The following is an 11,712-nucleotide window of genomic DNA, read 5'->3' on the forward strand; positions in this document are numbered from 1 at the left end:
GGACGCCGGTCAGCTTAGGGGCACCACCGCCGGGTGCGGCAGGTCAGTCGGTCCACAGATCGGTGATGCGCAGGTCCAGGTCGGCGAGCAGCCGGCGCAGCAGCGGCAGGGAGAGGCCGATGACGTTGCCCGGGTCGCCGTCGATGCCGTCGACGAACGGCGCCGAGCGGCCGTCCAGGGTGAACGCCCCGGCCACGTGCAGCGGTTCGCCGGAGGCCACGTACGCGGCGATCTCCGCGTCGTCCGGGGTGCCGAAGCGGACGGTGGTGGAGGCGGTGGCCGAGGACTGCCGGCCGGTCGCGGTGTCGATCACGCAGTGGCCGGTGCGCAGCACGCCGGCCCGTCCGCGCATCGACCGCCAGCGGGCCAGCGCCTCGGCGGCGTCGGCGGGCTTGCCGAGGGCCCGGCCGTCCAGTTCCAGGACGGAGTCGCACCCGATCACCAGCTCGCCGTCGGAGAGTCCGGCGGCGACGGCCTTCGCCTTGGCCTCGGCCAGGACGAGGGCGAGCTCGGCGGGGGTGGCGGCGGTGATCGCGTCCTCGTCGACGCCGCTGACCACCACGCGGGGGTCGAGCCCCGCCTGGCGCAGCAGCCCGAGGCGGGCGGGGGAGGCGGAGGCGAGGACGAGGGGGCGCTGGTCGGTCATGCCCACCAGCGTAGGGGGTGCCCGTGTCCGCCGTTCGGGTGAACGGCTCAGGTGAAGGAGCGGGAGAGCATCATCAGCACGGCGCCGACCAGCACCAGGGCGGCGAGCACCTTGCCGGCCCGCTGCATCCGCTCCTGCATCCGACGGGCCTCGGGCGAGGGCTCGTCACGGGGGTCTGACCAGAGCACCCGTCCAGAGTGCGCCGGGCGGGGCTGCGGGCGCCTGAGTATCCGTACTCAGGTTTCGGGCGGAGCCCCTCGGCGGGGCGGGCGGGGGAGCCGGGTGGAGCGGGTCGCCGGCGCGGCCGGACTCCCGCTCCACCCGGGGGACTTCAGTGCGCCCAGCCCGAGGTCCGCCAGGCGTTCACGCCCGGGTGGACGGCCGGGCGGAGCAGGCGGGAGCGGTCGTTCCAGGGGGAGGCCGGGCCGGCACCGGCCGGCCGCGCCGTCTCGGCGGCGGCCTGCGCGGCGGCGGCCCGGGCCTGGACCACCGCCAGGACGGTGGCCAGCTCCTCGGGGGTCGGCTGCCCGTGCAGCACGTGGATCGGGGACATGGCTGGTTCTCTCCCGACAGGGACGGGGCCTACAGGGGGATGTTGCCGTGCTTCTTGGGCGGCAGCACCTCGCGCTTGCCGCGCAGCGCCCGCAGGCCGCGGACGATGTGCCGGCGCGTCTCGCTCGGGGCGATCACCGCGTCCACGTAGCCGCGCTCGGCCGCCAGGTACGGGTTCAGCAGGGTGTCCTCGTACGAGGCGATCAGCTCGGCCCGCTTCTCCTCGGCGGTGCCGGCCGCCTCGGCCTCGGCGATCTCCCGGCGGTGCAGGATGTTGACCGCGCCCTGCGCGCCCATCACCGCGATCTGCGCGGTCGGCCAGGCCAGGTTGAGGTCGGCGCCCAGGTGCTTGGAGCCCATGACGTCGTACGCGCCGCCGAAGGCCTTGCGGGTGATCACGGTGATCAGCGGGACGGTGGCCTCGGCGTAGGCGTAGATCAGCTTGGCGCCGCGCCGGATGATGCCGTCCCACTCCTGCTCGGTGCCGGGCAGGAAGCCGGGCACGTCCACGAAGGTCAGCACCGGGACGTTGAAGGAGTCGCAGGTGCGGATGAAGCGGGCGGCCTTCTCGCTGGCGTTGATGTCCAGGCAGCCGGCCAGGTCCATCGGCTGGCTGCCGACGATGCCGACGGACTGGCCCTCGACCCGGCCGAAGCCGGTGATGATGTTGCCCGCGTACAGCGGCTGGGTCTCCAGGAACTCGCCGTCGTCGACGATGTGCTCGATCACCTTGCGCATGTCGTACGGCTGGTTCGCCGAGTCCGGCACGATGGTGTCGAGTTCGAGGTCCTCCTCGGTGACCGTGAGGTCGGCCTGCTCGGGGTAGGACGGCGGGTCGGACAGGTTGTTGGAGGGCAGGTACGAGAGCAGGCTCTTGACGTACTCGATCGCCTCCTTCTCGTCCGCGGCCAGGTAGTGCGCGTTGCCCGACTTGGTGTTGTGGGTGCGCGCGCCGCCCAGCTCCTCCATCGCGACGTCCTCGCCGGTGACGGTCTTGATCACGTCCGGGCCGGTGATGAACATGTGCGAGGTCTGGTCGGCCATCACCACGAAGTCGGTGATCGCGGGGGAGTACACCGCGCCGCCCGCGCAGGGGCCCATGATCAGCGAGATCTGCGGGATGACGCCGGAGGCGTGCACGTTGCGGCGGAAGATCTCGCCGTACAGGCCGAGCGAGACCACGCCCTCCTGGATCCGGGCGCCGCCGGAGTCGTTGATGCCGATGACCGGGCAGCCGGTCTTCAGCGCGAAGTCCATCACCTTGACGATCTTCTCGCCGAAGACCTCGCCGAGCGAGCCGCCGAAGACGGTGAAGTCCTGGGCGAAGACGGCGACCTGGCGGCCGTCCACGGTGCCGTAGCCGGTCACCACGCCGTCGCCGTACGGGCGGTTCCTCTCCTGGCCGAAGTTGGTCGAGCGGTGCCGGGCGAACTCGTCGAACTCCACGAAGGAGTCCTCGTCCAGCAGTTCCACGACCCGTTCGCGGGCGGTCAGCTTGCCCTTGGCGTGCTGCTTCTCCACGGCCTTCGCGGAGCCGGAGTGCACCGCCTCGTCCAGCCTGCGCCGCAGGTCGGCGAGCTTGCCCGCGGTGGTGTGGGGGTCGTACGGCGCCTCGGTCATCCGGTGGCTCTCCCTGATCCATGGCCGCGACCTGTTCGAGTGCGCGCGGAACCGGGGGGTGGGCCCGCGCATGAGGGCAGGGCGGCGCTACGAACTACCGCTGGGTAGCGTAGCCAGCGCGGAGGGCGATGCGTCATGTCCTGGCGTTATGGCCATCGACACAGTTTTGCCGAGGGGCGTTCTGCGGGACGATGGGGCGGCCTGGCTCCCCGGGCCGATCTAGGGTTTCCCCCATGACCGAACCACGGACCCCCCGCCGCAGCGGACTGCGCGGCTTCGGCCACGCCGGACCGTCGCCCTGGACCGACCTGGACCGTCCGCCGCTGGACGAGGAGGCGCTGCGCCACGACCTGCTCGTCCCGGGCGGGCTGTGGACCTCCCTGGACGTCGTCGCGGAGACCGGCTCCACCAACAGCGACCTCGCCGCCCGGGCCGCGGCGGGCGCCGGGCAGGGCGCGGTGCTGGTGGCCGAGGCGCAGAGCGCCGCCCGCGGCCGGATGGACCGGCAGTGGACCGCCCCGCCGCGCTCCGGGCTGTTCCTGTCGGTGCTGCTGCGCCCCGAGGAGGTGCCGGTCGAGCGGTACGGCTGGCTGCCGATCCTGGTCGGGGTGGCCGCGGCCAGTACGCTGGGCCGGGTCGCCGGGGTCGAGGTCGGGCTGAAGTGGCCCAACGACCTCCAGGTGGAGGTCGACGGCGCGGAGCGCAAGCTCGGCGGCATCCTCACCGAGCTGGCCGGCGGTGCGGTGGTGGTCGGCATGGGCCTCAACGTGTCGCTGCGGGCGCAGGAGCTGCCCGTCCCGACCGCGGCCTCGCTCGCGCTGGCCGGCGCCTCGACCACCGACCGGGGCACCCTGCTGCGTGCCCTGCTGCGCGAGTTCGCCGAGCTGTACCGGGACTGGACGGCCGCCGCGGGCGACCCGCACGCCAGCGACCTGATGCGCGCCTACGTGGACCGCTGCACCACGCTGGGCCGCCAGGTGAAGGTGCACCTGCCGGGCGACCGCGAGCTGGTCGGCGAGGCGGTGGCGGTGGACGGCGACGGGCGGCTGGTGGTCCGCACGCCCGACGGCGTACGCCGGGCGGTCGGTGCGGGGGACGTCGTCCACGTGCGCCCCGAGCCCCGCTGAACGGCAGTCTTCACCTCCCCTTGACCCGGGCTGATGCCCCGGATCCGACGATTCCGTGCGAATATTCCACCTGGCAGCGGTGTGAGGCGCGCCACTGCCCGCCCGGGTGGCGGGCGGCGCGCCCGGACAGGTGGGACACGAGGCGAGTGCGGCGATCGCACGGGGACGGACCGGTGGCAGAGGACGGCGGCAGCGGCGCGACGGCGGGCGGCAACGACCCCACGGTGGCGCTCGAACTGGAACGCCTGATCCTGGACGCGCCGCGCCGCTACACCCCGTACCAGGCCGCGCGCGCCGCCGACGTCCCGATGGAGCTGGCCACCCGCTTCTGGCGCGCCATGGGCTTCCCCGACATCGGCCAGTCCCGGGCGCTCACCGACGGCGACGTGATCGCGCTGCGGCGGCTGGCCGGCCTGGTCGAGTCCGGGCTGCTCAGCGAGTCGATGGCGATCCAGGTGGCCCGCTCCACCGGCCAGACCACGGCCCGGCTGGCCGGCTGGCAGATGGACACCTTCCTGGAGAACCTCACCCAGTCCGTCGAGCCCGGGCTGACCCGCGCCGACGTCGCGTACCCGCTGGTCGAGCTGCTGTTGCCGGAGCTGGAGCAGTTCCTGGTGTACGTCTGGCGGCGCCAGCTGGCGGCCGTCACCGGCCGGGTGGTGCAGGCCGCCGAGGACCACGAGATCACCAGCGGGCGGCTCGCCGTCGGCTTCGCCGACCTGGTCGGCTTCACCCGGCTGTCCCGGCGGCTGGAGGAGGAGGAGCTCGGCGAGCTGGTCGAGACCTTCGAGAACACCTGTTCGGACCTGATCGCCGGCCAGGGTGGCCGGGTGATCAAGACGCTCGGTGACGAGATCCTCTACGTCTCCGAGGATCCGACGACCGCCGCCGAGATCGCGCTGAGCCTGATCGAGGCGCTGGCCGGGGACGACACCATCCCGCCGCTGCGGGTCGGGATGGCCTTCGGCACGGTCACCTCGCGGATGGGCGACGTCTTCGGCACCACCGTCAACCTGGCCAGCCGGCTCACCTCCATCGCGCCCAAGGACGCGGTGCTGATCGACGGCGAGTTCGCGGCCGCGCTGGAGCAGAACGGCAGCGTCGCCCCGGCCGACTCGGAGGGGCCGGGCCTGGCCGAGGCGCTGTCGGCCGCGGCCGGGATGCCCGCCTCCGGGCTGCCGATGCCGGGCCCGGACGCGGGGGCGCGGTTCCACCTGCAGCCGATGTGGCGGCGGCCGGTGCGGGGGCTCGGGCTGGTCGAGCCGTGGCTGCTCACCCGGCGGCTGACGGCCGACTAGCGCCGTGGCCGAACGGCCGAGTGGCGGCCGACCCGCGGGGAAGACGCCCGGTGGAGGAACCACAGGCGGTGCGGGGGCTCCGCGGGGTGTTCGCGGGAGCGCTACCCCGCGGTGCGCGGGCCTTCGCGGGTGCCGAACGGTTGAAACCCGTACGTTCTGTCGCGGGTTCGCCCGGGCAAACGGGGCATAACCGATCGAAACCGCCCTAGTCTTGGTGCAAGCGGCCGATCGGGTGCGGTGCGGCCGGTCGACGGGGGTCCGGCAGGACCGAGCACAGGGAGCGAGGCGAGCCGGTGAGCAGCGAGGCGATCATGACGGACCGCGACTGCGACTGCGGTGGCTCGCGGCGTCCCGACCCGCTGCCCGACCTGAGACTGCAGTCCGTGGTCGAGCTGGCCCAGGACATGGCCGCCGCGCTCACCCCGCTGGAGGCGGTCCGCGCCGCCGCCGCCCGGGCCACCGAGGCGCTCGGCGCCGCCATGGCCGCCGTCTCGGTCTGGGACCGCGAGTCCGGTCGGCTGCGGGTGCTGGTCAACCACGGCGACCTCGCCCCGGGCGAGGAGGAGCTGCCCGAGGACGAGTCGTACCCGGTCGCCGACTTCCCCGAGATCGTCACGTACCTGGAGGAGCGCTGGAGCACCGGGCGGCTGCCGCGGGCCTGGCTGCAGAGCGCCGAGAGCAGTGAGTCGCACGCCGGGCACGCCCACCCGACCGCCGGCGCGTACTGCCAGGAGCGCGCCGCCGCGCTGCGCCGGCGCGGGCGGGCCTGCTGCGTGGTGGCGCCGATCGTGCTGCACGGCCAGGCCTGGGGCGAGCTGTACCTCGCCCGTTCGGCCGGGATGCCGGAGTTCACCGAGGCCGACGCCGACTACGCGACGCTGCTCGCCGCCCAGGTCTCGGCCGGCCTGGCGCAGACCGAGCGCCTCGCCGACCTGCGCAAGCTGGCCTTCTCCGACCCGCTCACCGGCCTGGCCAACCGGCGCGCCGTGGACGCCCGGCTGGAGAGCGCGCTGGAGGCACACAACCGGGACAACACCGTGGTCTCGCTGGTGGTCTGCGACGTCAACGGGCTGAAGCGGGTCAACGACCAGCTCGGCCACGAGATGGGCGACCGGCTGCTGGAGCGGTTCGCCCACCAGCTCTCGCTGGCCGCCGCCAAGCTCCCCGGCAGCCTCGCCGCCCGGCTCGGCGGCGACGAGTTCTGTCTGCTGGTGGAGGGGCAGAAGGCCGACGAGGTGGTCGCCGTCGCCGAGGAGCTGTGCGCCCGGGCCCTCGCGCTCTCCGAGGGCGAGGGCGTGGCCTGCGGCGTCGCCTCCACCGGCGACTCGATCGGGCCGGTCACCACCCCCGACCGGCTGTTCCGGCTCGCCGACGCGGCCCAGTACCGGGCCAAGGCGGCCCGGGCCGCCCACCCGGTGGTCGCCGGGCGCAGCCACGGCCCCGGCTTCTCGCCCGACCCCACCGTGCTGCTCGCCGACGCCGCCGACCCGCACCACCGGGCGGACGGTCGGCGCGGGCCGAGCGGCCGGGCCGGGGCGGGCGACCGGCGGCGGTTCCGCGGCGCCGCCCACAGCGCCGACCCGGGGCAGCTGCTCACCGCGGTGCTCGCCTCCCTCGACCAGGCCGCCACCACCCGGGCCGTCCACCCGGCGGACACCCTGGGCAAGCTGGTCGTGGTCGCCGAGGCCTCCGCCCGGCTGCTGGACGCGGTCGGCTGGTGGGTCTCGTACGTCCCGCCCGGCTCCCACCTGATGCGCACCGCCCAGCACGCCGTCTACCGGATGACCAGCGGGCCCAGCAGCGCCCGCGCCGAGACCCAGCGGGCCCAGATCGAGGCCCCCGACGCGGTCTTCGACCTCCGGCACTACCCGATGACCCGCCGTGCGGTGCGCGGCGGCGCCTTCGCCCTGCGGGCGGGCGCGGCCGGGAACGACCCGGCGGAGGAGGCGATGCTCGTGGTCTCCGGCTACCGGGGCATGGTCGCGGCGGGCGGCCAGAACCCGGCCGGCGGCTGGCTGGTGGAGCTCTTCGCCGACGACGCCACCCTGCCGCTGGGGCAGGCGGCCTGCGCGATGCGCGCCCTGGTCTCGGTCGCCCTGGCGGGGCCGGCCTCGCCGCCGGTGGTCTGAGCGTTCGCCGCGGCCGGCCGCCCCGGCCGACCGCCCGGCTTCACGGCCGCCCGCGCCGGGTGGGGATGCGGCGACCGGCGTGTCCCTCGCAGGTCGCGGCACGGGTCCCACGGCGGCCTCGGCTGGCCGTCCGCGTGGGTCGCCGTCGGCCTGCTGGTCCGCGTGCCGGCCGCGGTGCCGGCCGCGGTGCCGGCCGCGGTGCCGGCCGCGGTCCGGGTCAGGCGCCGGAACCGCCGGTGGCGGCAGGCGGGTTGAGGGCCCGGAGGGCGGCGTCGACCAGCCGGTCGGCGTGCTCGTGGGTGAGCGGGCCGAGCCGGTACTGCCAGCGGTACTGGAGCGGGCCGTAGAAGAGTTCGATCGCGAGGTCGAGGTCGGTGTCGGGGGCGATCTGGCCGGCCTCGCGGGCGCTGCGCAGGCGGTCACGGGTGACCTCCAGCAGCGGGTCCAGCAGGCGGGTGCGGTACTCGGTGTACAGCGCGGGGTCGTTGATGATCTCGGCGATGATCGCGCGGTAGGTGCGGTCGGCGCCCGGGTCGGCGAACTCGTCGCTGGTGGGGCGCAGCACCGCGCGCAGGTCGGCGGCGAGGTCGCCGGTGTCCGGGAGGGCGAGGCTGCCCTCGTGCTCGTTGGCGGCGAGGAAGGCGTCGAAGACGACCGCCCCCTTGGAGGGCCACCACCGGTAGATGGTCTGCTTGCCGACGCCGGCCCGGGCGGCGATCGCCTCGACGGTGACCTTGGCGTAGCCGACTTCGGCGACGAGTTCGATGGCGGCGCCGAGGACGGCGGCGCGTGCGCGTTCGCTGCGGCGGGCGGGGTCCGGAGCGGTTCTGGATGTCATGGGAAAAAAGTCTATGCGAAACGGCGAGACGAGACGTATTGTCTTCTCAAGACGCAGCGAGACGGACCGTCTCGTCTCATCCGCTACCCCGGAGGTGCCCATGACCCGCTCCGCCCACATCCTGATGGTCTCCATTCCTGCCCACGGCCACGTCAACCCCAGCCTCGCCGTGATCACCGAGCTGGTCGCCCGGGGCCACCGGGTCAGCTACGTCAACGACGCCTCCTTCCGGGAGACCGTCGAGTCCACCGGCGCCGCCTTCGTCCCGTACCCGACGACGCTGCCGCTCGGCGACGACCCGAACAGCTGGACGGACGACCCGGTGGGGCTCCAGGAGCTGTTCCTGGAGGACGCGCTCGCGATGTGGCCCGTCCTGCTGGCGGCCTTCGCCGACGACCGGCCCGACCTGGTGCTCACCGACATCGCGGGCTTCGCCGGCCGGGCGCTGGGCGAGCGGCTGGGGGTGCCGGTGGTGCAGCTGTCGCCCACCTACGTGGGCTGGGAGGGCTTCGAGGAGGACTTGGCGGAGGTCTTCGAGGCGATCCGCAACGGGAAGGGCGGCGCCGAGTACTACCGCCGGTTCGCTGACTGGCTGGCCGAGGCCGGCGCGACCGAGCGGGACGTGGACGCCTTCAAGGCCCGCCCGCAGCGGGCGATCGCGCTCATCCCGCGCGCCCTGCAGCCCAATGCCGACCGGGTCGACGAGCAGCGGATCACCTTCGTCGGGCCCTGCTTCGGCGACCGCGGCCACCAGGGCGAGTGGCGGCGGCCGGAGGGCGCCGAGAAGGTGCTGCTGGTCTCGCTGGGCTCGGCCTACACCAACCAGCCCGCCTTCTACCGGGCCTGCGTGCAGGCCTTCGGCGACCTGCCGGGCTGGCACACCGTGCTGCAGGTCGGCAAGCACACCGACCTCGCCGACCTCGGCGAGGTGCCGGACACCGTCGAGGTGCACCGGTGGGTGCCGCAGCTGTCGGTGCTCGCCCAGGCGGACGCCTTCGTCACCCACGCGGGCATGGGCGGCTCCAGCGAGGGGCTGTTCCACGCCGTGCCGATGATCGCGGTGCCGCAGGGTGTCGACCAGTTCGCCAACGCGGACGCCCTGGTGGCGCACGGCGTCGCCCGTCGGCTGGACACCGACCAGGCCACCCCGGAGGCGCTGCGCGCGGCGCTGCTGGAGCTGGTCGGCGACCCCGCGGTGGCCGAGCGGCTGCGGGAGCTGTCCGCCGCCGGCCGGGCCGAGGGCGGCACGGCCAGGGCGGCCGACCTGATCGAGGCGGAGCTCGCGAAGTAGCGGGGGGATCGGCCGGGGGGCCACCGTGTGCGGCGCCGATCCGGAGGACGGAGAATCCGGATGGTGAGCACCTGTTGTCATATCTTCATTCACCTGATGTGATGGTGTATATGGATATGCACAGTGCTGTGGCCCCCGACGCTCCGCTGGTCCTGGTCGGCAAGGCCGACGTCAGCGCCGAGGACGTCCTGGCCGTCGCCCGGGGCAACGCCCGGGTCGAGATCGGTCCCGACGCGCTCGCCGAGATGGCGGCCGCCCGCGCGCGGATCGACGCCCTCGCGGCCGAGCCGCGTCCCGTCTACGGCGTGTCGACCGGCTTCGGCGCGCTCGCCGTGCGCCACATCAGCCCCGAGCTGCGCGCCCAGCTGCAGCGGTCGCTGGTGCGCTCGCACGCCGCCGGCATGGGGCCGGCGGTCGAGCGCGAGGTGGTCCGCGCGCTGATGTTCCTGCGGATGAAGACGCTGGCCTCCGGCCGCACCGGCGTGCGGCCGCTGGTCGCGCAGACCATGGCCGCCCTGCTCAACGCCGGCATCACCCCGGTGGTGCGGGAGTTCGGCTCGCTCGGCTGCTCCGGGGACCTCGCGCCGCTGTCGCACTGCGCGCTGGTCCTGATGGGCGAGGGCACCGCCACCGGCCCGGACGGCGTGGAGAAGCCCGTCGCCGAGCTGCTCGCCGCCGCCGGCATCGAGCCGGTCGAGCTGCTGGAGAAGGAGGGCCTCGCCCTCATCAACGGCACCGACGGCATGCTCGGCATGCTGGTGATGGCCATCGCCGACCTCCAGCGGCTGTTCACCACCGCCGACATCACCGCCGCGATGAGCCTGGAGGCGCTGCTCGGCACCGACAAGGTGCTCGCCCCCGAGCTGCACGCCCCGATCCGCCCGCACCCGGGCCAGGCGCTGAGCGCCGCCAACATGCTCGCCGTCCTCAAGGGCTCCGGCCTCACCGGCCACCACCAGGACGACGCCCCGCGCGTCCAGGACGCCTACTCGATCCGCTGCGCCCCGCAGGTGGCCGGCGCCGGCCGGGACACCCTGGCGCACGCCCGGCTGGTCGCCTCGCGCGAGCTGGCCGCCTCGGTCGACAACCCGGTGGTGCTGCCGGACGGCCGGGTGGAGTCCAACGGCAACTTCCACGGCGCGCCGGTCGCGTACGTGCTGGACTTCCTCGCCATCGCCGCCGCCGACCTCGGCTCGATCTCCGAGCGCCGCACCGACCGGCTGCTCGACAAGGCCCGCTCGCACGGCCTGCCGGCCTTCCTGGCCGACGACCCGGGCGTGGACTCCGGCCTGATGATCGCCCAGTACACCCAGGCGGCGCTGGTCAGCGAGAACAAGCGGCTCGCCGTCCCTGCCTCGGTCGACTCGATCCCGTCCTCCGCGATGCAGGAGGACCACGTGTCGATGGGCTGGTCGGCCGCGCGCAAGCTGCGCCAGGCGGTGGCCAACCTCGGCCGGATCCTGGCCGTCGAACTCACCGCCTCCGCCCGCGCGCTGGAGATCCGTCAGCAGACCGACGGGTCCGGCGGGCTCGCCCCGGCCACCGCGGCCGCGCTGGCCGCCGCCCGGGAGGCGGGGGTCGGCGGCGCCGGCCGCGACCGCTTCCTCTCGCCGGACCTGGAGGCGGCCGCCGAGCTGGTGGCCTCCGGCGAGCTGGTGCGCGCGGTCGAGCGGGTCACCGGCCCGCTGGCCTGAGCGGGAGCCGCCGCGGGGTGACGGGGGCTCAGTCCCAGTCGCTCCGCGGCCCGCGCTCGCCGCGGTTCCCGCGGTTGCGCAGCTCGCCCAGGGCGGCGGCCAGGTTGACCCCGACGATGCCCGCCCAGCAGACCACCAGGCCGGCGAAGCCGCCGCTCTCGGGGCTGCCGGCGATCGCCGTCAGCGGGACGCCGATGACCAGCGAGGTCACCGCGAGCCCGGTGCCGGAGCGCTTGCCGAAGCCCGAACGGCGCGGGTGGCCCCGGTCGTGGCGGGACCGCGGCTCGTAGTCGTCGATCCGCTCGGCCACCGAGCGCTCGACCCGGGCGTTGATCCGGGCGTCGAGCCGCTTCATGAAGGAGTCGACCAGGGCGTCCTCGTACTCCGGGCCGAGCTCCTTGCGGGCCTGGAGGGTGGCGTCGAGGTCGCGCCGCAGTTCGTCCTGACGAGTGTCCATGGAACCAGAGTGGGGCCGACGGGGCCGCCGGTCCATCCGTTCGCCGGAGGAATCCGGGCG

10 protein-coding genes and 1 pseudogene are annotated in these 11,712 nt (G+C 74.5%); 5 read left to right on the plus strand and 6 right to left on the minus strand.

The window, feature by feature from the left end:
• Window positions 1-43 precede the first annotated feature (43 nt).
• The 4 genes from ACFY0X_RS20520 to ACFY0X_RS20535 form a co-directional block, all read right to left on the minus strand.
• The gene (locus ACFY0X_RS20520; RefSeq protein WP_387756540.1) at window positions 44-646 is read right to left on the minus strand and encodes a nucleoside triphosphate pyrophosphatase; all 603 of its coding nucleotides are present in this window, start codon (window positions 644-646) and stop codon (window positions 44-46) included.
• 47 nt (window positions 647-693) lie between these two features.
• Complete coding sequence (mmpB, locus tag ACFY0X_RS20525) at window positions 694-834, minus strand: morphogenic membrane protein MmpB (protein ID WP_387756542.1); 141 nt, start codon at window positions 832-834, stop codon at window positions 694-696.
• A 143-nt stretch (window positions 835-977) separates the two neighbouring features.
• The gene (locus tag ACFY0X_RS20530) at window positions 978-1,199 is read right to left on the minus strand and encodes an acyl-CoA carboxylase subunit epsilon (RefSeq protein ID WP_387756544.1); all 222 of its coding nucleotides are present in this window, start codon (window positions 1,197-1,199) and stop codon (window positions 978-980) included.
• A 29-nt stretch (window positions 1,200-1,228) separates the two neighbouring features.
• The gene (locus tag ACFY0X_RS20535) at window positions 1,229-2,818 is read right to left on the minus strand and encodes an acyl-CoA carboxylase subunit beta (protein WP_387756546.1); all 1,590 of its coding nucleotides are present in this window, start codon (window positions 2,816-2,818) and stop codon (window positions 1,229-1,231) included.
• 233 nt (window positions 2,819-3,051) lie between these two features.
• On the opposite strand from ACFY0X_RS20535, the gene ACFY0X_RS20540 reads away from it, so the two are divergent.
• From ACFY0X_RS20540 to ACFY0X_RS20550, 3 genes and pseudogenes are all read left to right on the plus strand, one after another.
• On the plus strand, window positions 3,052-3,945 hold the full coding sequence (locus ACFY0X_RS20540; RefSeq protein ID WP_387756548.1) for a biotin--[acetyl-CoA-carboxylase] ligase: 894 nt from the start codon (window positions 3,052-3,054) through the stop codon (window positions 3,943-3,945).
• A gap of 173 nt (window positions 3,946-4,118) precedes the next feature.
• A complete protein-coding gene (locus ACFY0X_RS20545) occupies window positions 4,119-5,243 on the plus strand; it encodes an adenylate/guanylate cyclase domain-containing protein (protein ID WP_387756550.1) in 1,125 nt (374 codons plus the stop codon).
• Window positions 5,244-5,647: 404 nt separating this feature from the next.
• Window positions 5,648-6,781 (plus strand): annotated as a pseudogene (locus ACFY0X_RS20550) (diguanylate cyclase domain-containing protein); the annotation flags it as partial.
• An 808-nt stretch (window positions 6,782-7,589) separates the two neighbouring features.
• Here ACFY0X_RS20550 and ACFY0X_RS20555 read toward each other — a convergent pair.
• Entirely contained in the window at window positions 7,590-8,210 is a 621-nt protein-coding gene (locus ACFY0X_RS20555) for a TetR/AcrR family transcriptional regulator (protein ID WP_387756552.1), read from the minus strand.
• Between ACFY0X_RS20555 and ACFY0X_RS20560 the strand changes: the two genes are divergently transcribed.
• Together ACFY0X_RS20560 and hutH are read left to right on the plus strand one after the other, a co-directional pair.
• Window positions 8,209-9,501: a macrolide family glycosyltransferase gene (locus ACFY0X_RS20560; protein ID WP_387756554.1), complete on the plus strand. Its 1,293-nt coding sequence runs from the start codon at window positions 8,209-8,211 to the stop codon at window positions 9,499-9,501. The genes ACFY0X_RS20555 and ACFY0X_RS20560 overlap by 2 nt on opposite strands.
• 116 nt (window positions 9,502-9,617) lie before the next feature.
• Complete coding sequence (hutH, locus tag ACFY0X_RS20565) at window positions 9,618-11,195, plus strand: histidine ammonia-lyase (RefSeq protein ID WP_387756556.1); 1,578 nt, start codon at window positions 9,618-9,620, stop codon at window positions 11,193-11,195.
• 28 nt (window positions 11,196-11,223) lie between these two features.
• On the opposite strand, the gene ACFY0X_RS20570 is transcribed toward hutH, so the two are convergent.
• Window positions 11,224-11,652: a hypothetical protein gene (locus tag ACFY0X_RS20570; RefSeq protein ID WP_387756558.1), complete on the minus strand. Its 429-nt coding sequence runs from the start codon at window positions 11,650-11,652 to the stop codon at window positions 11,224-11,226.
• Window positions 11,653-11,712 lie beyond the last annotated feature (60 nt).

The sequence above is a fragment of the Kitasatospora sp. NPDC001547 genome, assembly GCF_042894165.1.
Taxonomy (GTDB): Bacteria; Actinomycetota; Actinomycetes; order Streptomycetales; family Streptomycetaceae; genus Kitasatospora.

Excerpts from the sequence above, each read along its gene's own strand:
- ACFY0X_RS20520 (WP_387756540.1), bottom strand. The coding sequence starts at position 646 with ATGACCGACCAGCGCCCCCTCGTCCTCGCCTCCGCCTCCCCCGCCCGC.
- ACFY0X_RS20530 (WP_387756544.1), bottom strand. The coding sequence starts at position 1,199 with ATGTCCCCGATCCACGTGCTGCACGGGCAGCCGACCCCCGAGGAGCTG.
- ACFY0X_RS20535 (WP_387756546.1), bottom strand. The coding sequence starts at position 2,818 with ATGACCGAGGCGCCGTACGACCCCCACACCACCGCGGGCAAGCTCGCC.
- ACFY0X_RS20540 (WP_387756548.1), top strand. The coding sequence starts at position 3,052 with ATGACCGAACCACGGACCCCCCGCCGCAGCGGACTGCGCGGCTTCGGC.
- ACFY0X_RS20560 (WP_387756554.1), top strand. The coding sequence starts at position 8,209 with ATGGGAAAAAAGTCTATGCGAAACGGCGAGACGAGACGTATTGTCTTC.
- ACFY0X_RS20555 (WP_387756552.1), bottom strand. The coding sequence starts at position 8,210 with ATGACATCCAGAACCGCTCCGGACCCCGCCCGCCGCAGCGAACGCGCA.
- hutH (WP_387756556.1), top strand. The coding sequence starts at position 9,618 with ATGCACAGTGCTGTGGCCCCCGACGCTCCGCTGGTCCTGGTCGGCAAG.
- ACFY0X_RS20570 (WP_387756558.1), bottom strand. The coding sequence starts at position 11,652 with ATGGACACTCGTCAGGACGAACTGCGGCGCGACCTCGACGCCACCCTC.